Annotated in this window: 23 protein-coding genes and 2 pseudogenes; 11 read left to right on the top strand and 14 right to left on the bottom strand. The window is 72.1% G+C overall.

Translation table 11 applies throughout. The features are described from left to right. Positions 1-58: 58 nt before the first annotated feature. On the bottom strand, positions 59-1021 hold the full coding sequence (locus tag JXZ78_RS04085) for a tetratricopeptide repeat protein (RefSeq protein WP_030023396.1): 963 nt from the start codon (positions 1019-1021) through the stop codon (positions 59-61). Positions 1022-1379: 358 nt separating this feature from the next. Here JXZ78_RS04085 and JXZ78_RS04090 point away from each other — a divergent pair, with 358 nt between their 5' ends. Beyond that, positions 1380-2066, top strand: a complete 687-nt coding sequence (locus tag JXZ78_RS04090; protein WP_106968894.1) for a TetR/AcrR family transcriptional regulator — start codon at positions 1380-1382, stop codon at positions 2064-2066. 74 nt (positions 2067-2140) lie between these two features. Here JXZ78_RS04090 and JXZ78_RS04095 read toward each other — a convergent pair whose 3' ends face one another. Together JXZ78_RS04095 and JXZ78_RS04100 are read right to left on the bottom strand one after the other, a co-directional pair. Next, the gene (locus JXZ78_RS04095) at positions 2141-3175 is read right to left on the bottom strand and encodes a GDP-mannose 4,6-dehydratase (protein ID WP_030023398.1); all 1035 of its coding nucleotides are present in this window, start codon (positions 3173-3175) and stop codon (positions 2141-2143) included. After that, entirely contained in the window at positions 3172-4338 is a 1167-nt protein-coding gene (locus JXZ78_RS04100) for a UDP-N-acetylglucosamine--N-acetylmuramyl-(pentapeptide) pyrophosphoryl-undecaprenol N-acetylglucosamine transferase (RefSeq protein WP_033039389.1), read from the bottom strand. The genes JXZ78_RS04095 and JXZ78_RS04100 overlap by 4 nt, the downstream gene beginning before the upstream one ends. A 63-nt stretch (positions 4339-4401) precedes the next feature. Between JXZ78_RS04100 and JXZ78_RS04105 the strand changes: the two genes are divergently transcribed. The 4 genes from JXZ78_RS04105 to secD all read left to right on the top strand — a co-directional run bounded on the left by JXZ78_RS04105 (position 4402) and on the right by secD (position 9644). Beyond that, complete coding sequence (locus JXZ78_RS04105; protein WP_078624582.1) at positions 4402-5184, top strand: response regulator transcription factor; 783 nt, start codon at positions 4402-4404, stop codon at positions 5182-5184. After that, a complete protein-coding gene (locus JXZ78_RS04110; RefSeq protein WP_030023401.1) occupies positions 5181-6578 on the top strand; it encodes a sensor histidine kinase in 1398 nt (465 codons plus the stop codon). The genes JXZ78_RS04105 and JXZ78_RS04110 overlap by 4 nt, the downstream gene beginning before the upstream one ends. A 99-nt stretch (positions 6579-6677) precedes the next feature. Continuing rightward, positions 6678-7181, top strand: a complete 504-nt coding sequence (locus JXZ78_RS04115; protein ID WP_030023402.1) for a hypothetical protein — start codon at positions 6678-6680, stop codon at positions 7179-7181. A gap of 120 nt (positions 7182-7301) precedes the next feature. After that, entirely contained in the window at positions 7302-9644 is a 2343-nt protein-coding gene (gene secD / locus JXZ78_RS04120) for a protein translocase subunit SecD (RefSeq protein WP_030023403.1), read from the top strand. Positions 9645-9697: 53 nt separating this feature from the next. Here the strand turns inward: secD and icmA are convergent, their stop codons facing one another. The 5 genes from icmA to JXZ78_RS04145 all read right to left on the bottom strand — a co-directional run bounded on the left by icmA (position 9698) and on the right by JXZ78_RS04145 (position 15365). Then, a complete protein-coding gene (icmA, locus tag JXZ78_RS04125; protein ID WP_030023404.1) occupies positions 9698-11398 on the bottom strand; it encodes a coenzyme B12-dependent isobutyryl-CoA mutase large subunit in 1701 nt (566 codons plus the stop codon). A 142-nt stretch (positions 11399-11540) separates the two neighbouring features. Beyond that, a complete protein-coding gene (locus tag JXZ78_RS04130) occupies positions 11541-11873 on the bottom strand; it encodes a DUF3817 domain-containing protein (RefSeq protein WP_030023405.1) in 333 nt (110 codons plus the stop codon). A gap of 53 nt (positions 11874-11926) precedes the next feature. After that, the gene (locus tag JXZ78_RS04135) at positions 11927-12436 is read right to left on the bottom strand and encodes a MarR family winged helix-turn-helix transcriptional regulator (RefSeq protein WP_030023406.1); all 510 of its coding nucleotides are present in this window, start codon (positions 12434-12436) and stop codon (positions 11927-11929) included. Between the two features lie 66 nt (positions 12437-12502). Then, positions 12503-14047: an MFS transporter gene (locus tag JXZ78_RS04140; RefSeq protein ID WP_157851717.1), complete on the bottom strand. Its 1545-nt coding sequence runs from the start codon at positions 14045-14047 to the stop codon at positions 12503-12505. Positions 14048-14051: 4 nt separating this feature from the next. Beyond that, positions 14052-15365 carry an MFS transporter gene (locus JXZ78_RS04145; protein WP_238782654.1) on the bottom strand — a complete coding sequence of 438 codons (1314 nt, stop codon included), beginning with the start codon at positions 15363-15365 and terminating at the stop codon, positions 14052-14054. A 118-nt stretch (positions 15366-15483) separates the two neighbouring features. Between JXZ78_RS04145 and JXZ78_RS04150 the strand changes: the two genes are divergently transcribed. Continuing rightward, positions 15484-16491 carry an ArsR/SmtB family transcription factor gene (locus tag JXZ78_RS04150; protein WP_030023411.1) on the top strand — a complete coding sequence of 336 codons (1008 nt, stop codon included), beginning with the start codon at positions 15484-15486 and terminating at the stop codon, positions 16489-16491. 23 nt (positions 16492-16514) lie between these two features. Here the strand turns inward: JXZ78_RS04150 and JXZ78_RS04155 are convergent, their stop codons facing one another. Then, on the bottom strand, positions 16515-16820 hold the full coding sequence (locus JXZ78_RS04155) for an MTH1187 family thiamine-binding protein (RefSeq protein ID WP_030023412.1): 306 nt from the start codon (positions 16818-16820) through the stop codon (positions 16515-16517). Further along, complete coding sequence (locus JXZ78_RS04160; protein WP_030023413.1) at positions 16817-17161, bottom strand: DUF3817 domain-containing protein; 345 nt, start codon at positions 17159-17161, stop codon at positions 16817-16819. Before JXZ78_RS04160 ends, JXZ78_RS04155 begins: the two co-directional genes overlap by 4 nt. Positions 17162-17290: 129 nt before the next feature. On the opposite strand from JXZ78_RS04160, the gene JXZ78_RS04165 reads away from it, so the two are divergent. The 4 genes and pseudogenes from JXZ78_RS04165 to JXZ78_RS04180 all read left to right on the top strand — a co-directional run bounded on the left by JXZ78_RS04165 (position 17291) and on the right by JXZ78_RS04180 (position 19812). Beyond that, complete coding sequence (locus JXZ78_RS04165) at positions 17291-17929, top strand: AIM24 family protein (protein WP_078624581.1); 639 nt, start codon at positions 17291-17293, stop codon at positions 17927-17929. After that, positions 17929-18564: pseudogene (locus tag JXZ78_RS04170) on the top strand (AIM24 family protein); the annotation flags it as partial. The gene JXZ78_RS04165 and the pseudogene JXZ78_RS04170, both read left to right, overlap by 1 nt. After that, positions 18561-19220 (top strand): annotated as a pseudogene (locus JXZ78_RS04175) (AIM24 family protein); the annotation flags it as partial. The pseudogenes JXZ78_RS04170 and JXZ78_RS04175, both read left to right, overlap by 4 nt. Before the next feature lie 115 nt (positions 19221-19335). Next, complete coding sequence (locus JXZ78_RS04180; protein ID WP_030023418.1) at positions 19336-19812, top strand: MarR family winged helix-turn-helix transcriptional regulator; 477 nt, start codon at positions 19336-19338, stop codon at positions 19810-19812. Positions 19813-19973: 161 nt separating this feature from the next. On the opposite strand, the gene JXZ78_RS04185 is transcribed toward JXZ78_RS04180, so the two are convergent. Beyond that, positions 19974-21380 carry a sensor histidine kinase gene (locus JXZ78_RS04185; RefSeq protein ID WP_030023419.1) on the bottom strand — a complete coding sequence of 469 codons (1407 nt, stop codon included), beginning with the start codon at positions 21378-21380 and terminating at the stop codon, positions 19974-19976. Then, a complete protein-coding gene (locus JXZ78_RS04190; RefSeq protein ID WP_030023421.1) occupies positions 21373-22035 on the bottom strand; it encodes a response regulator transcription factor in 663 nt (220 codons plus the stop codon). The genes JXZ78_RS04185 and JXZ78_RS04190 overlap by 8 nt, the downstream gene beginning before the upstream one ends. 126 nt (positions 22036-22161) lie before the next feature. Here JXZ78_RS04190 and JXZ78_RS04195 point away from each other — a divergent pair, with 126 nt between their 5' ends. Then, positions 22162-22800, top strand: a complete 639-nt coding sequence (locus JXZ78_RS04195; protein ID WP_030023422.1) for a PepSY domain-containing protein — start codon at positions 22162-22164, stop codon at positions 22798-22800. A gap of 110 nt (positions 22801-22910) precedes the next feature. On the opposite strand, the gene JXZ78_RS04200 is transcribed toward JXZ78_RS04195, so the two are convergent. Together JXZ78_RS04200 and JXZ78_RS04205 are read right to left on the bottom strand one after the other, a co-directional pair. After that, entirely contained in the window at positions 22911-23165 is a 255-nt protein-coding gene (locus JXZ78_RS04200) for a hypothetical protein (protein WP_157851718.1), read from the bottom strand. Positions 23166-23383: 218 nt separating this feature from the next. After that, complete coding sequence (locus tag JXZ78_RS04205; protein WP_238782655.1) at positions 23384-25000, bottom strand: hypothetical protein; 1617 nt, start codon at positions 24998-25000, stop codon at positions 23384-23386. Between the last annotated feature and the right edge of the window lie 83 nt (positions 25001-25083).

The following is a 25083-nucleotide window of genomic DNA, read 5'->3' on the forward strand; positions in this document are numbered from 1 at the left end:
CGCCTCAGGAGACGCGGGTGACCGGACGCCGAGGGGTCGAAACGGGGTCAGAGGAGGATCAGAACAGCACCCGCGCCAGGGCCGTACGGGCCGAGATCACCCGCGGGTCGTCGGTCCCGATGACCTCGAACAGCTCCAGCAGCCGTACCCGCGCGGCCTCGCGGTCGTCGCCCGCCGTGCGCCGGACGGTGTCCACCAGCCGCCCGAAGGCGTCCTCCACATGACCGCCGACCAGGTCCAGGTCGGCCGCCTTGATCTGCGCCTGCACGTCGGCGGGGCCGTCGGCCGCCGCCTTGCGCACCTCCTGCGGGTCCAGATCCCGCACCCGGCGCAGCAGTTCGGCCTGCGCCAGGCCGAGCTTGGCCTCCGGGTTCGCCGGGTCGTCGGAGAGCACGTTCTTGTACGCCTGGACGGCGCCGCCGAGGTCACCGGCGTCCAGCGCCTGGTTCGCGGCCTCCAGCATCGCGTCGTACGGGCCCACCGGCTCGGGGACGTCCTCCTGCGGCGGGGCGTCCGCCGGGTCGACGGGCGCGCCGACGATCCCGAACTGCTGCTCGGCGGCCTGGACGAGCTGGTCCAGCACCTGGCGGATCTGCGCCTCCGGGGCCGCGCCCTGGAACAGCGGGATCGGCTGGCCCGCGACGACCGCGAAGACCGCCGGGATGCCCTGCACGCCGAACTGCTGGAACAGCGCCTGGTTGGCGTCGACGTCGATCTTGGCCAGGACGAACTTGCCGGCGTACTCCCCCGCCAGCCGCTCCAGCAGCGGGCCGAGCTGCTTGCACGGCTCGCACCACTCGGCCCAGAAGTCGATGACGACCGGCACCTCGGTGGAGCGCTGGAGGATGTCCTGCTGGAACCCCGCCTCGTCGACGTCGAACACCAGACGGGCGCCGCCTGTGGGCCGGCCCGTGCGGGCCGCCTCGGCGCGCGCCTGCTCCGCCTTCTGCTTCGCTTCCCCGGCCGCCTTCACCGCGGCGAGGTCGACGACTCCACTCATGGACATGTTGCGTGGCTGCATGGGCCTATCCTCCCCCCTTCCGCGGACCGTTGCGAAAAGCGGTGCCGAAAATTCACGGTGCGCGAAAAAGCTCGCGGTGCCGGTCCGCCCCTGCGGCCCGCCGGTGTGCCGGCGCAGGACGGAGGTGCCGCGTGTGCACCGGCCCGGGGCCGGCGTGGTGCTGCGGTGGCCCCGGGTCCCCACCCGCGGCCTGTGGTTGTCGCGTCCGGGGCGGGCCGTACCGGCCACACCCTTTCGCTACGACCCGTAGCGTAACTGTCCGGCGCCCCGGCCCGGCAACCCCTCCCGCGAACCGTACGAGTGATCTGCCTCACGAGGGCGGGCCGACCCGCGCCTACTGGCCGGTATGGTCGCCCCCATGCACCGCTGCCCCCTCACCGGCACCAGCTCCCCCGCGGGCCGTGCGGGCCCCCGGAGCCGTACGGGCCGGCCGCGCAGCGCCGAGGCGGACCGCGCGATCCTCGACGCCACCCGCGCCGCGCTGGTCGAGCTGGGCTGGGGCAAGCTGACGATGGGCGACGTGGCCGCCCGCGCCAAGGTCGCCAAGACGACCCTCTACCGCCGCTGGGCGAACAAGAACGAGCTGGTCCTGGACGCCGTGGCGGTCCTCTTCGACGAACTCGAACTCCCCGACCGGGGCTGTCTCCAGGCCGACATCGAGGGCGTCGTCCTGCAGTTCGCCTCGCTGCTGGCCCGCCCGGAGACCAAGACCGCGCTGATGGCCGTGGTCGCCGAGTCCACCACCGACGAGGCGCTGCGGGTCCGTATCCGCTCCGCCGTGGTCGAGCGGCAGAAACGGCTGGTGATCCTCGGGCGCGAGCGGGCCCAGGCGCGCGGGGAACTGCCGCCGGACCCGGCCGGCGAGGAGGGCGCGGCGGCCGCCGGGCGGGCGGTCGGGCTGATCTTCGACGTGATCGCGGGCGCCGTCGTGCACCGGGCGCTGGTCAGCGCGGAGCCGGTGGACGAACTGTGGGCGCAGCAGTTCAGCGCGCTGCTGCTGACCGGGCTGGCCGGACTCGCGGAAGCGGGCCCGGCCGGGGCGTGAGGCTCCCGGACGGCCACGTACGGGTACGGGTACGGGCCGCCACTCGCGCCGGGCGCCCGTACCCGTACCGTCCCTCAGACCTGGTACCGGTCCGCCGCGAACAGGTGCACATGCTCCGCCACCCACTCCGACGTCCGCTTCAGCCCGTCCTCCAGGGACACCTCCGGCGTCCACCCGGCCCATTCGCGCGCCCGCGAATTGTCCGAAAGCAGTCGCTGGACCTCGCTCCCGGCGGGCCGCAGACGGGAGCCCTCCACCACGACCTCGGCGTCCCGGCCGGACGCGGCGATCAGGGACCGTGCCAGGTCCCCGATGGAGATCTCCCGTCCCGTACCGAGGTTGACGACCTCGCCCAGCGCCCGGTCGCAGTCGGCCATCGCCAGGAAACCGGCCGCGGTGTCGGTGACGTAGGTGAAGTCGCGGGTCGGGGTGAGCGAGCCCAGCCTGATCTCCCGGGCGCCGGAGTGCAGCTGCGCCAGGATGGTGGGGATCACGGCGCGCGCGGACTGGCGCGGGCCGTAGGTGTTGAACGGGCGGACGACCGTGACCGGCAGTTCGAAGGCGTGCCAGTGGGAGAGCGCCATCATGTCCGCGCCGATCTTCGAGGCGGAGTACGGGGACTGCGGCTGGAGCGGGTGGTCCTCGCTGATCGGCGCGGTCAGGGCGGTGCCGTACACCTCGCTGGTCGAGGTGTGCACCAGGCGGCGCACGGCGTGCCGGCGGCACGCCTCGGCGATGTTCTCGGTGCCCACGACGTTGGTCTGCACGTAGGCGCCGGGCGAGTCGTAGCTGTACGGGATGCCGATGAGGGCGGCGAGGTGGAAGACCGTGTCGCAGCCGGCGACGGCGTCCGCCACCCGGCCGGCGTCCCGCACGTCGCCCGCGATCATCTCGACCGGGCTGTCCGGGCCCAGGTAGCGGGCCAGGTGGCCCTTCTCGGCGTACGGCTTGTAGTGCACGAAGGCGCGCACCTTCGCGCCGTACCCGACGAGCTGGTCCACCAGCGTCGAGCCGATGAAGCCCTCGGCGCCGGTGACCAGGACGGTGCGGCCCTTCCAGCGGGCTTCCATGGTGGCGTGGCCGGTGGCGGGGTGGTCGGTGGTGCTCATGCGGTCTCCCTCAGGTAGGTGGTGGTGGGGTGGGCTGCGGGGTGGCCGGCCAGCTTCAGAACCTTGGCGGCCAGCAGGTCGGCGGCGCGCGCGTGGGTGCCCGGGTCGGCGGCCTGGCCCATGGCCGCCAGCCGGGCGGGGTGGTCGAGCAGCGGGGTGACGAGCGTGTCCAGGCGTTCCGCGGTGGTCTCGGCGTCCGGCAGCAGGACGGCGGCGCCCGCGTCGGACAGCACCCGCGCGTTGTGGGTCTGGTGGTCGCCGGGCGCGTGCGGGTACGGGACCAGGACGGACGGCATCCCGATCGTCGCCAGCTCGGCGACGGTCGCCGAACCGGCCCGGCACACCACGAGGTCGGCGGCGGCGTAGGCCAGATCCATCCGGTCCAGGTACGGGACGGCCTCGGCGACCGCCGCACCGCCCGTCGCGACCAGCCGCTCCCGGGTCTCCTCCAGGGCCGCGGGCCCGGTCTTGACCAGCAGCCGCAGATCCGTACGGGTCCGGTACCGGGCCGCGAGGCCGACCGCGGCCTCGGTGAGCCGCGCCGCGCCCAGGCTGCCGCCGTTGACGAGCAGCAGCCGGACGTCCTCCGGTATGCCCAGTTCACGGCGTGCCCGCTCCCGCAGCGCCGTACGGTCCAGGTTCGCCAGCGGCCCGACCAGCGGCATCCCGACCGTCTCGGCGCGCTCGCCGCCCGCCAGGTGCGCGCGGCTGCGGTCGAAGGCGAGCGCGATGTGCGGGGTGAGCCGGGCGGCGAACTTGTTGGCCCGGCCGGGCACCGCGTTGGACTCGTGGACCAGGCTGGGCAGCCCGGCCAGCCGCGCCCCGACGATGACCGGCGCGCTCGGGTAGCCGCCCATGCCCACCGCGACCTGGGCGTCCTGCTGACGCAGGATCGAGCGGCACTGGGCGCCCGATTTCAGCAGCGCGGCGGGCAGCAGATAGCGCTTGGCGCCGAGCGACGGGTCGAAGGGAATCATGTCCACGGTGTGCAGGCGGTATCCGGCCTGCGGGATGAGCCGCGTCTCCAGCCCGCGCTCCGTACCGACGAAGGAGACCACCGCGTCGGGCACGGCCCGGCGCAGGGCGTCCGCGAGGGCGAGCCCGGGGTAGATGTGACCGCCGGTACCGCCCGCACCGATGACGACTGAGAGTGGTGTGCGCATGGCCGCCACGCTCGTCAAGCGCCCTAAGAAGGTTCTAAGACGGAGGTTTGGCAGCCTGTGTGCATGCCGTCCTCGCCTGCACCGCACCCCGCGCCCCGGAGCGCCGCCCAGCAGCCCGCCGCCGCGTCCCCGCCGAAGATCCTCGTCGTGGACGACGAACCGGAGGTGCGGGCCGCCGTCGAGGACGGCCTCACCGTGGAGGGGTACGCGGTGCGCGGCGCCGCCGACGGGCTGGCCGCGCTCTCCGAGGTCGCCTCCTGGCAGCCGGACGCGATCGTGCTGGACGTGATGATGCCGGTGCTGGACGGCCTGGCGGTCTGCCGGCGGCTGCGCGCGCTGGACGACCGTACGCCGATCCTCGTGCTGACCGCGCTGGACTCGGTCAGCGAGCGGGTGGACGGGCTGGACGCGGGCGCCGACGACTACCTCGTCAAACCGTTCGCGCTGGACGAGCTGGTCGCGCGGGTGCGGGCGCTGCTGCGCCGCGCGTCGGCCGGCGCCGCCGACGACACCTCGCTGGCCTTCGCCGACCTGGTCGTCGACCCGGTGACCCGCACCGGCCACCGGGGCGGGCGGCCGCTGGAGTTCAGCCGTACGGAGTGGGCCCTGTTGGAGCTGCTCCTGCTGCACCCCGGGCAGGTGATGCCGCGCGAGGTGATCCTGGAGCGGGTCTGGGGCCGCGACTTCGGCCCGGACTCCAATTCCCTCGCGGTGTACGTCGGTTACCTGCGCCGGAAGCTGGAGGCGGACGGCGAGTCCCGGCTGGTGCACACCGTGCACGGCGTCGGCTACCGGCTGGACGAGCCGGACCAGCCGGGCCGGGGCGGCAGAGCGGGACGGGCGTGAGCGGGCGGCGCGGCCTGGGCGCGCGCTGGCGGCGGCGCCGGCCGCTGCGGACCCGGCTGGCGATCGCCGCGTCCGCCGCAGTGGCTCTGGTGGCGGTCGGCATCTGCACGGCGGCGTTCTTCATCATCCGCTACCAGATGACCCGGCAACTGGAACTGAACCTGGCCCAGACGGCAGCCCAGTACAGCGAGAAGTTCCGCTCGTGGGGCCCGACCGCGGGCGACGCGAACTGCCGTTTCCAGGCCGTGCCCTGTGTCCAGTCGGTCCCCGCCGACAAGTCCCGGGACCCGCGCGACCCTTACGCGCTGCCGGTCAGCGACGCCACCCGCGCGGTCGCCGCCGGCCGGCACGCGCCGTACTACGACGAGCTGACCGTGGCCGGTTACCCGGTGCGGAGGTACACCGTGCGGCTGCGCGGCAAGGACGAGGCACTCCAGGTGGCGCTGCGCACGGACACCGTGCAGCGCGGCGTCCAGAAGGCCGCGGTGGCCCTGGCCGGAGTCGGCGGCGCCGGTGCCCTGCTGGCGGCCGGGCTCGGCTACTGGGTGTCGCGCACCGGCCTGGCCCCGGTCGCCCGGCTCACCGCCACCGCCGAGCGCATCGCCGCCACCCGCGACGCCCGGCACCGTATCGAACTGCCCGCCGGTCCGCCCGGCCGCGAGGACGAGGTCACCCGGCTCGCCGCCAGCTTCAACACCATGCTCGGCGAGCTGGAACAGTCGGTCACCGCGCAGCGCCGGCTGGTCGCGGACGCCTCCCACGAGCTGCGCACCCCGCTGACCGCGCTGCGCACCAACGCCGAACTGCTCGCCCGCGCCGACCGGCTGACCGAAGCCCAGCGCGACCGCGCGTCCGGCGCCCTGGGCCGCCAGCTGCGCGAGGTCACCACCCTCGTCAACGACCTGATCGAACTGGCCCGGGACGAGGAGCCGCAGCCGCTGGTGGAGCAGGTGCGCCCGGCGGCGCTGCTGGAGCACGCGGTGGAGGCGGCCCGTGGCCACTGGCCGGAGATCACGTTCACCGTACGGGCCGACGCGGCGGCGACCGGGGTGACGGTCCCGGGCGTACCGGCGCGGCTGTCCCGGCTGCTGTCCAACCTCCTGGACAACGCGGCGAAGTTCTCGCCGCCCGGCGGCCCGGTCGAGACGGAACTGGCCGCCACCGCGGACGGCCTGGAGCTGACCGTCCGCGACCACGGCCCCGGCATCACGGCCGAGGACCTGCCGCACGTCTTCGACCGCTTCTACCGCGCCGAGACCGCCCGCGCGCTGCCCGGCTCCGGCCTCGGCCTGGCCATGGCCCGCCAGATCGCCCGCGCCCACCGGGCCGAACTGACGGCCGCGCAGGCGCCGGGCGGCGGGGCGCTCTTCCGCCTCCGCTTCCCGGCGGGGTAGGACAGGACCGTACGGGGTGGCGCACGGGAACGGCGTACTACCCTGGGCCGGAATCACGGCCGGGTACGGGCCGAGCGGGCGGACCGGAGGGGGCGGGCGGTGAGCGGACGAGCACGCCGTGCGCTGCCGGGCTTCCTGCCGCGCGCGCTGGCCGGGCTGTGGGCCGTCCTGCTGGTCCTGGCCGGGACGTCCGGGACGGCGGGGGCCACGTCCGGCCCACTGCTGCCCGGCCCATCGGCTGTCACCCCCGCGAGTCCGGCAGCCACCCCATCCGGCCCCTTCGGCACCGCTTCCCAGCCAACGTCCGCCGCCGCGCCCCAGGTACTCACGGCACACACCGCGCCCGGCCGTCCCCGGGCCGACGCCCGCACCGCCCCGGACCGGCCGGTGGCCCGCCAGACCGCCACCGCCCACATCCAGGCGGTCCTCCCCCACCCGCGCTTCCCCGGCCTCCCGGGCGCGCTGCCCTCCGCGTCCCCGGCGCCCCGCCACAGCCCGTTCGGGTACGGCGAGACCGTCGGCCCGCGCCAGGAACGGGCGCCGCCCTGGGCCCGGTACTCCCCGCGCAGCCCGCGCGGACCTCCCTTCGTACGGAGCAGCTGACGCCCCAGGCGTACGGCGGCCCGCAGCACCGGCATGCCCGGCGACGCCCCGACGCGCCGCCGCGGCCCGGTGCGCGCGGCCGGCCGGCGCCCCGCCTCCGTATCCCTGAAGGGGAGACCCATGCCGTCCCGCGCTCCGTCGCGGCGGCCCTGGCGTGCGCTGATCGCGCTCGCCGTCGTCGCCGTGTCCCTGTTCTTCGCCCTGACCACCCCCGCCCGCCTCGGCCTCGATCTCCGTGGCGGCACCCAGATCGTCCTGGAGACGAAGGACTCGCCCACCGCCCGTGCCGACTCCGCCGCCACCGACCGGGCCCTGGAGGTACTGCGGCAGCGGATCGACGCGCTCGGCGTCGCCGAACCGTCGCTGTCCCGCTCCGGCGAGAAACGCATCGTCGCCGAGCTGCCCGGCGTCCAGGACCCGAAACAGGCCGTCGAGGTCATCGGCCGCACCGCGCAGCTCACCTTCCACCCCGTGCTCGCCACCCTGCCGGACCCCAAGGGCACGCCGGAACTGAAGGCCAAGGACGACCGCACCCGCACCCTCGCCGACCCCGACACGCCCGGCCAGGCCCTGCGGCTCGGCCCGCCCGCGCTGACCGGCGAGGGCGTCAAGGACGCGGAGGCCGTCTTCGACCCGCAGGGCGGGCGCGGCTGGACCGTCGACCTGTCCTTCCGCGGCGCCGCCGCGGACGCCTGGGCGCGGGTCACCGGCCAGGCGGCGTGCGCGGCGCCCGGCGAGCCGGCCCGGCGGGTCGCGATCGTGCTGGACGACCGGGTGATCTCCGCCCCCGGCATGCAGCAGAGCGTGCCGTGCACGACCGGCATCGCGGGCGGCAACGCCCAGATCACCGGCGGATTCAGCGACACCGAGGCCCGCGACCTGGCGGCCCTCGTCAAGGGCGGCGCCCTGCCGGTGCCCGTCGAGGTCGTCGAGCAGCGCACCGTCGGGCCCACGCTGGGCGCTGACGCGATCAAGGCCAGTGCCACCGCCGCCGTCATCGGCCTGCTGTGCACCGGCGTGTTCGTCATCGTCGTCTACCGGCTGCTGGGCGCGCTGGCCACGATCGCACTCGCCGCGTACGGACTGATCTCGTACGCCGTGCTCGTCGCCCTGGGCGCCACCCTCACCCTGCCCGGCCTCGCCGGTTTCGTCCTCGCGATCGGCATGGCGGTGGACGCCAACGTCCTGGTGTTCGAGCGGGCCAGGGAGGAGTACGCACGCCGCGCGGTCCGCTCCGGCGGCGACCTGCGGCGCCCGCTGCGCGAGGGCTTCGGCAAGGCGTGGAGCGCGATCCTCGACTCGAACGTCACGACGCTGCTCGCCGCGGGCCTGCTGTTCTTCTTCGCCACCGGACCGGTCAAGGGCTTCGGCGTCACGCTGTCCATCGGCGTACTGGCCTCGATGGTCTCCGCGCTGGTCATCACCCGGGTGCTGGCGGGCTGGGCGGTGCGCCGCGGGGCCGTACGGCGGCGGCCCGCGATCACCGGTATGGCGTCCGAGGGGCGGGTACGGCGGTGGCTGGCACGCCGTCAACCGCGGCTGATGCGGCGGCGCCGCACCTGGCTGGGCGTCGGCGCCGGCCTGCTGCTGCTCGCCGTCACCGGCATCGGCGTACGCGGCCTGGAGTTCGGCGTGGAGTTCACCGGCGGCCGGCTCGTCGAGTACAGCACCAGCCGTACGGTGGACGCCGAGACGGCGCGCGAGGCGGTCGCCGAGGCGGGCTTCCCGCGCGCGGTCGTCCAGGAGTCGGGCGACGGCGGGATCGCCGTACGGACCGAGCAGCTGACCGACGCCGAGCAGGACCGTATCCGCACGTCCCTCCAGAAGCCCGGCGGCACGGTCGAGGTCGAGCGGGACGAGAAGATCGGGCCCAGCATGGGCAGCGAGCTGCGCGGCAAGGCGCTGATCGCGCTGGGCATCGCGGTCGCCGCCCAGCTGATCTATCTGAGCGTCCGGTTCCGCTGGACGTTCGCGACGGCCGCGGTCCTGGCCATGGTGCAGGACGTGGTGCTGGTGGTGGGCCTGTTCGCCTGGCTCGGCAAACCGGTGGACAGCGTCTTCCTCGCGGCGCTGCTGACTGTCGTCGGCTACTCCGTCAACGACACGGTCGTGCTCTTCGACCGCGTACGGGAACTGCGGCGCGCCGCCAAGGGCGACCGGGCCGCGCGCGGCGCGGAAGGGCTCGCGCTCCTCGCCGACCGGGCGATCGTGCAGACCGTGCCCCGCACGGTGAACACCGGCATGGGCGCCCTGTTCGTCCTCGCCGCCCTCGCGGTGCTGGGCGGCGACTCGCTGGCCGACTTCTCCGTGGCGCTGCTCGCGGGCGTCCTGTTCGGCATCGCCTCGACGATCTTCACGGCCACCCCGGCCGCCGTCGTCCTGGAGAGCCGCCACCCGGGCCCGGAGGCACCCGCGGCCCGCCCGCGCGACAAGGCGAGCGCCGGAAACGGCGCGATGGTCTGACACGGCACCGGGGGCGGGGCCGCGCACGGCCCCGCCCCCGGCACGTACCGCCGTCAGAACCCCGCCGGCTCCGTGTACACGCCCCACTCCTCGCGCAGCACGTCGCAGATCTCGCCGAGCGTCGCCTCGGCCCGTACGGCCGCCAGCATCGGCTCGATCATGTTTCCGCCGCTGCGTGCGGCGTCCAGCATCGCCGCCAGCGACGAGCGCACCCGCGCGTCGTCCCGGGCCGCCTTGCGGTCCGCCAGGATCCGTACCTGGTCCCGCTCGACCTCGTGGCTGACCCGGAGGATCTCCAGGTCACCGGTGACCGAGCCGTGGGCGCAGTTGACGCCGACGACCTTCTTCTCGCCCTTCTCCAGCGCCTGCTGGTAGCGGAAGGCGGACTCGGCGATCTCGCCGGTGAACCAGCCGTCCTCGATGCCCCGCAGGATGCCGGAGGTCATCGGACCGATGGGGTGCTGTCCGTTCGGGACGGCCCGGGCGCCCCGCTCCTTGATCTGCTCGAAGATCTTCTCCGCATCGGCCTCGATCCGGTCGGTCAGCGACTCGATGAACCACGAGCCGCCCAGCGGGTCGGCGACGTTGGCGACGCCGGTCTCCTCCATCAGCACCTGCTGCGTGCGCAGCGCGATCTCCGCGGCCTGCTCGCTGGGCAGGGCGAGGGTCTCGTCCAGCGCGTTGGTGTGCAGGGAGTTCGTCCCGCCGAGGACCGCGGCCAGCGCCTCGACGGCCGTCCGGACGACGTTGTTGTACGGCTGCTGGGCGGTCAGCGAGACACCGGCGGTCTGCGTGTGGAAGCGCAGCCACTGGGCCTTCTCGCTGGTCGCGCCGTACACGTCGCGCATCCAGCGGGCCCAGATGCGGCGGGCGGCCCGGAACTTCGCGATCTCCTCGAAGAAGTCCAGGTGGGCGTCGAAGAAGAAGGACAGGCCGGGCGCGAAGGTGTTCACGTCCAGGCCGCGGGAGAGGCCCAGCTCCACGTACCCGAAGCCGTCGGCGAGGGTGTACGCCAGCTCCTGCGCGGCCGTCGCACCCGCCTCGCGGATGTGGTAGCCGGAGACCGAGAGCGGCTTGTACGCGGGGATGCCGTGCGCGCAGTGCTCCATCAGGTCGCCGATCAGGCGCAGGTGGGGCTCGGGCGGGAAGAGCCACTCCTTCTGGGCGATGTACTCCTTGAAGATGTCCGTCTGGAGCGTGCCGTTCAGCACGGCCGGGTCGACACCCTGGCGTTCGGCGGCGACCAGGTACATGCAGAAGACCGGGACGGCCGGGCCGGAGATCGTCATCGAGGTCGTGACGTCGCCGAGCGGGATGTCCTTGAACAGGACCTCCATGTCGGCGGCCGAGTCGATGGCGACACCGCAGTGGCCGACCTCACCGAGCGAACGCGGGTCGTCGGAGTCCCGCCCCATCAGCGTCGGCATGTCGAAGGCGACGGAGAGCCCGCCGCCCCCCGCCTTCAGGATCATCTTGTACCGCTCGTTGGTCTGCTCGGCGTTGCCGAAGCCCGCGAACTGGCGGATGGTCCACGTACGGCCGCGGTAGCCGGTCGGGTACAGCCCGCGCGTGAAGGGGTACTCCCCCGGCCAGCCGATGCGCTCGAATCCCTCGACCGAGTCGCCGGGGCGGGGGCCGTACGCCGGTTCCACGCTGTCGCCGGAGAGCGTGGTGAAGTCCGCGTCCCGCTTACGGGCGGAGTCGTACCGGGCCTGCCAGCGACGGCGGCCCTCTTCGATCGCGTCAGCGTCCATGCTCACAAATTTACTAGGACGTCCTACTAATTGTCGATGGCTGACGGCCGGAAGTCGCCGGACGGCACCCGTCGGGCCCTACGCGAAGGCCGCCGGACGTACCCGGCGGCCGTGCGACGGCGTACGGCGTCCGTACGCTCCCTCAGACCTTCGCGGGCTGCGGCGTACCGTCCGCGACCAGCGGCTCGATCTCCCGGACGACCTTGCGCTCGACGAAGAAGGCAGCGGTCGGGATGGTGCCGGAGATCAGCACCCACAGCAGCTTGCCGAACTTCCACTTCGCCTTGGACCCCAGGTCGAAGGCGAAGACGAGGTAGATGATGTAGAGCACGCCGTGGATCTGCGAGACCACGAGCGTGAGGTCCTTGCCCGTGTCGAAGCCGTACTTGGCCACCATGCAGGCGCACAGGACGAGGAGCATGACGGCGGTGACGTAGGCCATCACCCGGTATCGGGTCAGCACGCTGCGTTTCATGCTCCGAGCGTAACCGCCCGTTCCGGGGCGATCTTCGCCGCCCCTACCACGGATCACTCGTCCTGGAAATCACCGGCCGCGACCCGCAGCGGCCGCAGCATCGCGAAGATCTCCCCGCACTCCTCGGCGCTGTAGGCCCCCAGCCCGAACTCCATCGCCATCAGGTCACGCGTCGCCTTGTCACAGGTCACCCGCCCCTGCTCGGTGATGGACGCCAGCGTGCCGCGCCCGTCGTTGGGATTCGGCCGCTTGTCCACCAGCCCGGACTTCACCAGCCGGTCGACGGTGTTGGTCACCGACGTCGGGTGGACCATCAGCCGCTCCCCGATCTTCGACATGGGCAGCTCCCCCGCCTTGGAGAAGGTGAGCAGCACGAGCGCCTCGTACCGGGCGAACGTCAGCCCGTACGGCTTGAGCACCGCGTCCACCTCGGACAGCAGGATCTGCTGCGCCCGCATGACCGAGGTGATCGCGGCCATGGACGGCACGGCTCCCCATCGTCGCTGCCACAGTTCGTCGGCACGGGCAATGGGATCGAAGGCAAGACTGAGCGGCTTCGGCACGCCTTCGACCCTACCGGTCGGCCATATCGTGGTCAGCCCTGTCTCAGGGTTCGGTACCCGGGTGGGTCACTTCTCGGCATCGGCAGCCGCTGGTGCCCGGGGCGGGGAACATTTCGTCGTACCGGCCGCGACCGGCACCAGGGTCACATCACCGCTCGGCACCTTCACCGGAACCCTCAGGCGCACGTCCCACAAGGCCACCGTGCCGTGCGCGCTGCCGATGCGCAGGTACGGGCGGGACGGATCGAATTCCGCACCGTCCGCCGCGATGTGCTTCTTGAGCGGCTGCACGCACACGCGCTCCGGCTTGATTCCTCGGTATGTCCCCGGGGTGTCGCCGCGTACAGCCTGCTGCCACGCTCGTCCACCGGCCTGCGCTGAGCTCATGGGCACCAGCAGCAGCGACAGCGCAGTGCACAGGATGCCGGTGACTGCGAGCGCTGTCACCGGCATCCAACGATGGACGACAACTTGATGCAAGTGTTTGGCGTAGCCCCACACGGCTGCTGTCAGGAACCAGATCGGAAGCACCGGTAGAAAAGTCAGCGCTGCGGCGATCCGCCACAGCGCAGGCACTCCCACGTCACCGGGCTCCAGTCCGAAGGCGTCAAGGTAGAACCAGTGGACTACATCCCCGAGCCCTGGCATCAGCGTCAGAGCCACAGAAATCAGCAGAGGCAGCACCCACTGGAGCACCTCGCGTGAGGAATTCCATTGGCGCGCCAGAGCCCAGAGACCGCCGACGACGAAAGCAACGGCGAGAATCCCGGGGTACACCCACAGTCCCACGACAGGATCCGGGGACGAGGCGCCGGCCGCCCACCCGCCGACCGTCGCGCCGAGAGACAGTACGCCACCTACCACCGCGCTGGACCGGCGCCGGTCCGGCAAGGCATCGCGTATCGCCAGCCGACTTGCCAGAAATGCCGAAGCGCCCGCTATGAGCAGCGAGGCCATTCCGTACAGGGAAACGACACCGGCTGCACTCAGCACCGCTCCGGAGAGCAGTGCTGTGGCGAGCGTCAGGACGAAAGGCGCCTGGCTGCGTCGACGACTGTTCGCGACGCCTGGACGGCTGCCTCCGATGGGCTCCGCCACCCCCCACTCCGTGCGGACGTCCGTACCCGAAGACTCATAGGCCCCGACGGGCTCCAGCCACGCCCGGGCCGCACGACGTGCCTGCTCGCGGCTGGCCGCTCCGACAACCCGGCCGGTGTCTCTGGCCCCGGTCAGCACCTGAAGGCGCTCTCGACGACGAGGTGATGCAGGCGTCCGGTACGCATACCAGAACGTGCGGTGGTCGTCTGCCGTCCGAAGCGCTTGGGCGAGATGCACCTTGACGTCCAGCGCGCGGCTCTGCCGCAAAGCCGTCAGATGCAGTCCGGCCGCCCTCTCAGCTCCCCTGCGCGCTCCCACGAGCCGCACCTCCACGCAGAGAAAGACAGCGGCTGGTGCACCAGCGTCAAAGCATCGGCGTTCGTCGTATGCAAGCTCACGGACGATCGGCCAATCCTTCTCCTGGAGCGTCCGCTCGAAAAGTTCTCTGTCCACGGAGTCACCGCGAAATTCGACGATCACCCGCACCCGTTGGTCGAAGTTCCCGGCAGTCAAACTCTCACTTCCCTCTTGGTCGCCTCAGCAGTTGGCGAGCGACGTTACGCGACGGGATGGACTGCGCCCGTCGCACCTCGAACACCACCAACCCCACCGCCACCACCCCCACCACCCCTCCAGCCGGCATCACCACCCGAAGAGGCGCGTACTCGGCCGCCACCCCCGCCGCCCCCATCCCCAAGCCCATGATCGTCATACGGCCCGCCTGCATCACCGTCATCGCCTGGCCCAGCAGGGCGTCGGGTACGGCGGCCGCGAACCAGCGGTCCACGCCGAAGTTGTAGGCGATGCCGGTGCCGGTCAGGGCGAGGAGTGTTACGGCCCAGCCGAGGGAGGGGCGCGCTGCGAAGCCCAGGGAAGGGAGGACGCAGCAGATGCCGAGAGGGAACGTCAGGCGGGTGCGGGCCCGGGGGCCGAGGAAGGTGCCGGCCAGGGTTTCGGCGGTGATCGCGCCGATGGGCATGGCGCACATGAGCAGGCCGGCCGCTGCCGGGCCCGCGCCGAGGGAGTCCGCGTACGGGATGAGCAGTGCCTCGGGGATGACGACGAAGGCCGGGGGGAGCCAGGTCAGCAGGAGGAGGGCTCGGATGCGGCGGTCGGAGAGGAGTTGGCGGGTGCCGGCCAGGGAGGCGCCCAGCAGTGCCCCGGGGGACGTACAGCGCGCGGGGCGGGCGTGAGTGCCCAGGCGTAGGAGGAGGGCCGATCCGAGGAAGGTGCCGGTGGTGATGGCCAGCACCGCGCCGGGTGTCACGGCGGTCAGCAGCAGTCCTCCGGCGGCGAAGCCGACAAGTTGCGCGCCTTGGTTGACGATGCGGATCAGCGAGCGTCCCAGGACGAAGAGGTCGCCCTCTCCCAGCACGTCGCCCAGCGTCCCGGCGCGTGTGCCGGCGAAGACGGGGGCGATGGCGGCGGTCGCGCAGCGCAGCGCCAGTAGTACGGCGACCGGTGTACCCGGGACCAGCATCACGGCGGCGCAGCCCGCGCACAGCAGGTCGCAGACGACGAGGACGCGGCGGGCCGGGTGGCGGTCGGCGACGGCGGAGAGCAGTGTGCCGCCGATGACGTACGGCAGTAGGCCGAGCGCGAAGGTCAGCGCGCTCAGCAGGGGCGACCCGGTGAGCTGGTAGACGAGTACGGAGAGCGCGATCTCGCAGAGGACGACGCCGAGGGAGGAGAGGAGGTGTGCGGCGAAGACGGAGCGGAATTCGGGGGTGGAGAAGACGGCGCGGTAGCCGGTTCCGGTGGGTGGTGGCGGCGGCTCCGGGCGCGGGTCGACAGGGCCCGTGGTGGCGGGCCCGGAGGGGGTGGCGGGCATGGGGGCAGCGTGCCGGGCCTGGCCCGCGCTCCCCAGTTGTTCGGCAGCGGGCGAATCCATGACGGGTTCGGCCGTCCGGTGGGAAGAGTGGGGGTAAGAGGAGAGGGGGGCCTCGGCCATGCCGCTGGACATGCGCTTCGGCGCGGACGACCTGCTGCGCATCCGCTTCGCCATCTCGCCGCTCTGCGAGACCCACGAAGCCGTACGGACCCTGTTACGCACCGACCGGCACGGCTACCACCTGCCCTGGCTACGGCGGATGCGCACGGCGCTGGCGGGCCTGGACCTGTCCGCTCTGTGGCTCCTGATGCCGTCGCCGCAGCCCGGCTACACCCCCGACTTCCTGGGGCCGCCGCCGGAGTCGTCACTCGCGCCTTTCGAAGAGGAGCTGGCGCGGGTGCGGGCCACGGACCCGGCCATCGCCCACGCGGAGCTGGCCAAGTCGCTGGCCTGCACGCCGGGGGCCGCCGAGTCCCCGCGCGGCCGGGCGATGCTGACGGACCCGGCCGCCGCCGTACGGGAGCTGGCCGACGCCACCGAACGGGCGTGGCACGCGCTGCTGGCCCCGGACTGGCCCCGGCTGCGCGCGCTGCTGGAGGCCGAGGTCGCCTACCGGTCCCGGCAGCTGGCAAGCGACGGGCTGGAGAAGCTGTTCGCGGACCTCAGCCCGCGGATCACCTGGTCCGGCGGCACCCTCACGGTCCGTACCCGCGCGCACTTCCTGCAGATCCAGAACCTGGACGGGCGGGGCGTCCTGTTGATGCCGAGCGTCTTCGTGTGGCCCGACGTGGTGAGCGCCTACGAACCGCACTGGCAGCCCACCGTCCTGTACCCGGCGCGCGGCATCGGCGGACTGTGGCAGGAGCCGGAGACCGGCCCGGCGCTGGCCCGGCTGCTCGGCGTGAACCGGGCGGCGGTGCTCGTCGCGCTGGACGAGCCGGCCTCGACCACGGCGCTGGCGCAGCGGCTGGGGCTCGCCCCCTCGTCGGTGTCGGCCCAGCTGTCGGTGCTGCGCGGCGCCGGACTGCTGACCTCGCGCCGCCACGGGCACGAGGTGCTGTACGAGCGCACACCGCTGGGCATCGCGCTCAGCGCGGGGAGTGCGGGCGGCACGCCGCCGCGCTGAGCCGATGACGGTGACCGTGCCGGTCAGTTGCCGGAGTCCGCCGCGAGATAGCGCTCGACGGTCTCGACCTTGGAGGTCAGGCCGTCGGTGACGGAGGGCCGGATGTCGGCCTTCAGGACGAGCGAGACCCGTCCGGCGCGCGCCTCGACGGCGGCCACGGCACGCTTGACGACGTCCATGACCTCGTCCCATTCGCCCTCGATGGACGTGAACATGGCGTCCGTACGGTTGGGCAGCCCGGACTCGCGGACCACCCGTACGGCGTCGGCGACGTACTCACCGACGTCTTCACCCACCCCCAGCGGGCTCACCGAGAAGGCGACGATCATGCGTTGACCACGCCTTCCCGGCGGGCGCGGGCGGCGATGACGGTGGCCTCGGCCTCGCGCTTGAGCATCCGCTCGGCGAAGAAGCCGCCGGTGGGCAGCACGGAGAGCACGAAGTACAGCGCGGCGGTCTTGAACTGCCACTTGGCGCGGTTCCAGGCATCCAGCCAGAACACCACGTACAGGATGAACAGGACGCCGTGCACCATGCCCATCACCATCACACCGTCGAAGCTGGTGGTCCGCTTGAGGACCGAGCAGACGAGCAACAGCAGGAACGACACCGCCTCGGGGGCGGAGACCAGGCGGAGCCGGCGCAGGGCGGAAGCGGTCTTGATGTCCACGGGAACCTCGTTCGGGTGGCAGGTGGCGGCACGAAGCGCTTGTGCGGCATTTCACAAGGGCGTCACCATTGTTGCAGGCCCGCAAAGGATCACTGTTCAGGGGTCGGTGCGCCGGTTACCTTCGATCCTGTGGCTCAGTTTCGGCTCCAGGGGAGCAAAGTGCTCGCCGTCGACATGACCGGCGATGCCGTCAAGGCGAAGAACGGCGCGATGGTCGCCTACGACGGCCGGATGACGTTCAAGAAGATGACCGGCGGCGGTGACGGGCTGCGCGGCATGGTCACCCGCCGGCTGACCGGCGAACAGATGGAAGTGATGGAGGTGAAAGGCCACGGCACCTGCTATTTCGCCGACCGCGCGAGCGAGATCAACCTCGTACAGCTGCACGGCGAGAAGCTGTACGTGGAGGCCAGCAACCTGCTGTGCACCGACGCGGCGCTGCGCACCGGCACCACCTTCACCGGGCTGCGCGGCGCCTCCCAGGGCAACGGCCTGTTCACCACCACCGTCGAGGGCAGCGGCCAGGCCGCCATCGTCTCCGACGGGCCCGCCGTGGTGCTGCGCGTCACCAAGCAGTACCCGCTCCAGGTCGACCCGGGCGCGTACGTCGCGCACACCGGCGATCTCAAGCAGCACTTCCAGTCCGGGGTGAACTTCCGCACCTTCATGGGCGAAGGCTCCGGCGAGTCCTTCCAGATCCGCTTCGAGGGCGAGGGCCTGGTGTACGTACAGCCCAGTGAGCGCAACACCGTCGGCGGGGAGATCTGATGCCGTTCACCCTCGTCAACTCCCGTATGGTGCGGGCGCAGATCGGCCCGGGGCAGCGGATGTACAGCCAGCGCGGCGCGATGCTCGCCTACCAGGGCGACGTCAGCTTCACCCCAAACATCCAGAGCGGCCAGGGCGGCATCGGTTCGATGATCGGCCGGCGGATCGCCAACGAGGCGACGCCGCTGATGACCGTGGAGGGGAGTGGGACGGTCCTTTTCGGCCACGGCGGCCACCACATCCACGTCGTCGATCTCACCGGCGAGACCCTGTACGTCGAGGCGGACCGGCTGCTCGCCTTCGACGGGACGCTCCAGCAGGGCACGATGTTCATGGGCTCGCAGGGCGGCGTGATGGGCATGGTGCGCGGCCAGGTCACCGGCCAGGGCCTGTTCACCACGACCCTCAAGGGGCAGGGCGCGGTGGCCGTGATGGCGCACGGCGGCGTCATCGAGCTGCCCATCACCCCGCAGGGGGCCGTCCACGTCGACCCGCAGGCGTACGTGGCGCACCGCGGCGACGTCCGCAACAAGCTCTCCACGGCCCTCGGCTGGCGCGACATGGTCGGCCGCGGCTCGGGAGAGGCGTTCCAGCTGGAGCTGTCCGGCCAGGGCACCGTCTACGTACAGGCGTCGCCTACTACGGGCGGATCGACTTCCAGGGCATCGGACACGGCGCGCTGGACCGCCTGGTCGCCCACAGCTTCCATTCGCCATTGCACGCGGCGGACTGGGTCGTCGCCGAGGGCCAGGGCAAGATGCTCCTCGCCGACCGGGCGTTCGACGTCAATTCCTACGATCTTGAAGACGGCAACCTGACCATTCGCTCGGGCAACCTGCTCGCCTTTCAGCCATCTCTGTCGCTGAAGCAGTCGATCATTCCGGGCTTCCTCACGCTGATCGGCACGGGCAAGTTCGTGGCCGCCTCCAACGGCCCCGTGGTCTTCATGGAGCCGCCGATCCGGGTGGACCCACAGGCCCTGGTGGGCTGGGCCGACTGCCCCTCGCCCTGCCACCACTACGACCACCAGTACCTGCGGGGATTCCTGGGCGGCGTACGGGCGCACACGGGTCTGGGCGGGGTCTCCGGCGAGGAGCACCAGTTCGAGTTCGTCGGGGCGGGCACGGTGCTGCTGCAGTCCACCGAACAGCTGATGCCCGAGCTGGCGACGGGGGAGGTCACGGCCGAGGCGGGGGTGCCGGGCGGGGGTGAGGCAACGCGCCAAAGTGGCTCACAACCGCCGCAGCTGCCGGGTGCCCTCGGGGGGCTCCAGCGCCGCTTCGGGCTGTGAGCGGTAGTCTGCGGACGGTGACCTCGAACGTCTGAGCAAGCGCCCGACCGAGCGCCTGAGCCATGTCACAGCCATGACTAATTCGATATTCAACTTTCACGGGTAGAATTCATTCATGACGACCGACAGCGACACTCCCTGGCTGACCGAGCAGGAGCAGCGAGCCTGGCGTACCCATCTGGACGTCAGCCGGCTGCTGATGCACCAGCTGGAGCGCGACCTGCAGCCGTTCGGACTGACCAACAACGACTACGAGATCCTGGTCAACCTCTCCGAGGCCGAGGACCGGCGGCTGCGCATGAGCGACCTGGCGGCCGCCACCCTCCAGTCCAAGAGCCGTCTGTCCCACCAGATCACCCGGATGGAGAACGCGGGCCTGGTACGCCGGGAGAGCTGCGAGTCCGACCGCCGCGGCCTCTACGCGGTGCTCACGGACGACGGCTGGGACACCATGCGCCGGGTCGCGCCGCACCACGTCGCGTCCGTACGCCGGCACTTCATCGACCTGTTCGACCCGGAGAACCTCGAATCCCTGCGGGCGTCCCTGACCCCGGTGGCCGAGCACCTCCGGGGCCGCCGCGGCAAGGTCTGACGGCTGCGCCGCCGGGGGTACGGGCCCGGTCGTCGCACACCGGCGACGGATGCGGCCCGGTCGTCGCGCACCACGGGCGGCCACGGGCCCGGCCGTCGCGCACCGGCGACGGACGCGGGCCCGGCCGTCGGCGGAGTGCGGAGGCCGCGGTCCCGGCGCCGCTACGCCGTCGGCAGCCGCAGTTCGAACACCGAGCCGTCGCGGACGGCCAGCGTGCCGCCGTGCCGCTCCGCCACGTCGCGGGCGATGGCGAGGCCGAGACCGGCCCCGCCGTCGTCCCGGCTGCGGGCGTCGTCGAGCCGTACGAACCGCTCGAAGATCCGCTCCCGTTCCTCCGGCGGCACCCCGGGCCCGTCGTCCTCGACCCGCAGCACGGCCCACCGCCCGTCGCGCACCACACTCGCCCGTACGGCGCCCGCCGCGTGCCGCTGCGCGTTGTCCAGCAGGTTGCCCAGCACCCGCCCCACCTGACTCCGCGACCCGGCGACCTCCACGCCCGCCAAGTCCCCCACCTGCACCGGAATCCGGTCCCCGATCCGCTGTGAGATCTCCTCGCGCACCAGCGCCGCCAGGTCGATCCGGGTGTCCGCCGGCCGCTCCCCCGCGTCCAGCCGCGCCAGCAGCAACAGGTCCGCCGCCAGGTTCTGGAGCCGTACGGCGTCCTCCACGGCGCCCTCGGCGTCCAGCAGTTCCGGGTGGGCGATGCCCACCTCCAACTGCGTCCGCAGACTCGCGATCGGGCTGCGCAGCTCGTGCGAGGCGTCCGCGACGAACCGCCGCTGCCGTTCCACCGACTCCTGGAGCGCGCCCAGCGTCTCGTTGGTCGTACGGGCCAGCCGGTCGATCTCGTCCCGCGAGCCCGGCTCCGGCACCCGCCGCGACAGGTCCGTACTCGCCGTGATCACGGCCATCTCCCGCCGGATGCCCTCCACCGGCCGCAGCGCCCGCCGCGTCACCAGCCAGGTCACCCCGGCCACGACCAGCAGCAGGCAGGGCAGCCCGATGAGCATCGCGGTCCGTACCGAGCCCACCGCCGCGCGCTCGGCCGCAAGCGGCGCCCCGGCCCGTACGACCGCCTTGTCGCCCTGGGTGTCCTTGGCCTCGACGGTGGCGAAGCGGTAGTCCGCCGTACGATGGCCGACCGTGGCCGTACCGCCGCTGTGCCGGGCCTCGTCCTCGACCTCGCCCGGCTTGATCTCCCGGTCGTCGTCATCGTCGCCGGAGTCGTGCGGTTGCTGCCCGGCCGGCGGCTTCTGCTGTGCGGTGACGGCCTTCCCGTCCACCGCCCGTACGTCGTCGCCCGCCGCCAGCACCCGCCCGTCCTCGGCCAGCACCACCACCGGGCGGTCGTCCCCGTCCGGCAGGTCCAGCTTCTCGTACGGCGTGCCCGTGGCGATCTGGGTCGCGACCTCGCGCGCGGCGTTCTCCGCCTGGAGGTCCGCCTGGCCCACCAGGTTGTTCTTCAGCACCAGCAGCAGCGCCGTACCCGCCGCGACCAGCGCCAGCGCCACCACGAGCGAGGCGCCCGCCGCGGCCCGGACCCGTACCTTGCCGAAGACCCTACGCACCGGACACCAGCCGGTACCCGGCGCCGCGCACCGTGACGATCGCCGCGGCGCCCAGCTTCCGGCGCAGCGCGCTCACGTACACCTCGACGATGTTGTTGTCGCCCTCGTACGCGAAGTCCCAGACGTGCTCCAGGATCTCCGCCTTCGACACCACGTCCCCGGCCCGCAGCGCCAGTTGCTCCAGCACGGCGAACTCCTTGGTGGTCAGGACGACTTCCGCCCCGTTCCGCTCCACCCGCCGGGCCCCCTGGTCGATGTTCAGCTCCCCCACCCGCAACACGGGCAACGCGGTCCGGCCGCGGCGGCGGAGCAGCGCCTTGATCCGGGCCACCAGCACCACGTACGAGAACGGCTTCGTCAGATAGTCGTCCGCGCCGGTGTCCAGCCCCTCGGCCTCGTCGTACTCGCCGTCCTTGGCCGTCAGCATCAGGATCGGCACGTCGTTGCCGGCGGCGCGCAGCGTCCCGCACACGCGGTAGCCGTTCATCCCCGGCAGCATGATGTCCAGCACGATCAGGTCGTACGCGCCCTCACCCGCCCGGTGCAGGCCCTCCAGGCCGTCGTGCACCACATCGACCGCGTACCCCTCGGCCGTCAGTCCCTTGGCCAGCGACAGGGCCAGCCGTTTCTCGTCCTCCACGATCAACAGGCGCATACGCACACGATGCCACCGCCCGCCTGAAGAACCCTTCAGGTGACTTCAGCCTGGCTTCAGCTTCCCCCGGCCACTGTGGAACACGTCATCGAGCACCACCTCACCAACCGGGGAGAACGAACCGAGATGAAGCGCAACATCGTCATCGCCACCGTGGCCGCGGCCGCCCTCATCGGCGGCGGCACGGCTTCCGCCGTCGCGTTCAGCGGCGATTCGGCGGGGGCGTCTTCGACGCCGCGGTCCAGTGTCAGCGTGCCCCACGACGACGTGCACGAAGACGCACGGGAGGCCAAGGCGGCGACCGTCTCCGCCCCCGAGGCCGCCGCCGCTGCCCTGAAGGCCACTCCCGGCACCGTCACCGGCATCGACCTCGATCAGGACCGTCCCGGCCTGGTCTGGGAGGTCGACGTCCTCGGCAAGGACAGCAAGTGGCACGAGGTCACCCTCGACGCCGGCAACGCGAAGGTCCTGAACCAGCGCGTCGAGCACGAGGGGGACGACGACCACAGGGTCGATCACGCCCGCGCCGAGCTGAAGGGTGCCACCGTCGACGCCACGGAGGCGGCCCGGAAGGCCGCCGCCCGCTACGGCACCGTCACCTCTGTCGACCTGGACGACGATCACCGGTCCCGTGCCGTCTGGGAGGTCGAAACCGTCTCCAAGGACGGCAAGGAGCACAAGCTCCAGGTCGACCCGAAGAGCGCAGCGGTGACGGTTGCTCCGCGGGATGCGGATGATGACGACAACGGCGGTCAGGACGACTGACGGTTCCGCGCCCCACCGGACCCCGTCCGAACGCGACCTGCCGCGCACACGCGTAAGGGCTCCCCGCAGCCGGGGAGCCCTTACCGGGCCACGGCCCTCACTCAGCGCACTCAGTCACCGGCGCTTTCGGCGGCTTCTTCCTGCAGCCGCTGCCAGCCCGCCCCTTGATCGCGCCAGGCCGGACTCTCGTAGATCGCGCTCTTCGCTTCCGGGAGAGACAGGTCGAACACCCGGGACACGACGTAAATCGTCTCGATCGGTGACCTTCCCTGCTCCCGCAGCTCCCGGAACACTCGCTCACGATCAGGAGTTCCGCCCTCTTTTTTCATCCCGGACGCCAGCGCGTCCAGGGCTGCGCGGTCCATGCGTCAGCCGCCCCATATCTTTGCGACGTCAAGCGTCATCTTCCCCGGCCGCTTGAACACACTTCCGTCGGGTTTGGGGATATGCCGCTCATAGGTCAGTTCGACCGTCTTAAAATCTTGCGCCTGTGCCTACTGGGCGAGCGAGTGCTTCATCTGACGAATCGCGTCAGGGCCGACCGGCGCCCGGTCCAGCCCGTCGGTCCCCTTCGGAAATATCATCAGGCCGTCCAGGTGCAGGGTGTCACCGGCCACTCGGACATCCGCCATCGTTTCGACCGCACGCCCCGACACGTCGAACGACTGGTACCAGTTGTCCCCGTCGATGAAGTCGGGGCACTTACCCGCGTTGTGCACGAGGACCGGCTCGGCCCCGGCGAGTACGTAGTACGTGTGCAGGTCGTCGAGGTGAGGTTGTAGGTCTTGGCGTACTGGGCGAAGGCGCGGTTGCCTTCGCCCGTGACCGCGGTCCCGTCGACGGTGCGGAGGGTCATGCCCGGGCGGAGACCGGCAGCCTGGACCCAGGAGTTCTGTGAAGGCGACCAGAGCGGGTGCTCGTATGTGGCGGTGAGGCGTGCGCTGCCCCGGGGGGCGCCTATGGTGAGTTCATTGAACTGCTTGTCGTGCTCGGTGATGATGAGATGCGTCACCACACGCCGGCCTGTCCTGCCGCTGACAGGGTCGGCGGCCCTGTCGGCTTCGAGGCGGTACCCGTCGGCGAGTTTGGCGTTCTTCTTGGCTTCGGCGGCGGCCTTGGCGGCGTCGTCGGAGGCACGGTTGGCCTCGGCGGCGGCGCCGGCGGCGATCCAGCGGTTGTGCTGGGCCTGGGCGGCGACGCGCTGAGCGTCGGCGACCAGTGACTGGACCTGGGCGATGTGGGTGGCGGCGAGCTGGTCCTTGCGGTCGGCCATGTACTGGCCGAGGGTGACGAAGTCGTGCACCTGCTCGGCCGGGCCGGCCAGCGCGACCTTGGCGGCGGCCTTGACCTCCGGCCCGCCGGTGTTGACCAGCTTGGAGGCGTCGACCTCCTCATCGGAGTGCTGGGCGGCGTACTGGCCGGTGGCGATGAAGGCGGCCAGCACCTTGCCCCGGCCGTCCTTCAGCGCCGCCTTGGACGCCTCCTTGACCCCTGACCCGCCGGCGTTGTTGATCTGCGAGACGCGCACCGACAGGTCGGTGACGGCCACCTCGTACTGCCCGGTGGTGTAAAAGTCCCTGGCCTGCTGGTCCGAGCCCTTCAGCGCCGCGGCCGCAGCGGTACGCACCACCTCGTACTCACTGTGGGTGCTCAGCTGAAAGACCCGCTCGCGGACCTCCTCCAGCCCGGCCTTCTGCCAGCCGCTGCGCAGGTAGCCGAGCATGTCCTCGTCGGAGCCGGACAGCCCCCGGGTGGCCGCCTCCTGGCTCCAGGGGCCGCGCCGCTTCAGCGCTTGCATCGCCAGTGTCCGGCCCTTGCCGGCCAGCGCCTTGACGTCGGCGTCGGGCTTGGCGGCTTCGGCGGCCAGTTCGGCGGCGGTGGCATCCAGCGACTTGGCCTCGACCGCGGCCGCTGCCGAGGCGGAGGTCAGCTCGGCGATCCGTGCCTTGTTGCTGCGGGCCTCCTCGATGGCGGCGGCGGTGCGGGTGGCCAGGTCTTCGGCCTCGGTGGCGCGGGCGATGTCGAAGACCTTCGTAGCGGCCCTGGCGGCGGCGTCGGACGCCTTGGCGGCCTCCTCGGCAGCCTTGGCGTGCTTGGTGGCCTCCGCCGCCGGGCTACGTGGCGGGAATTTCGCGTGACGCTTTTCCGGCGCCCCTTGTCGGAACGGAACGCCCTGCACCAGCACGCGACCGCTGCTCAACCGGCCCGATCGGCCCGTGATGGCGCGGGTCGGCACGAGAAGACGGACGGCGATGAGCGTGGGCCCACGCGACCCGCCTCGCC

This window comes from Streptomyces monomycini (assembly GCF_022271435.1).
Lineage (GTDB): Bacteria > Actinomycetota > Actinomycetes > Streptomycetales > Streptomycetaceae > Streptomyces > Streptomyces monomycini.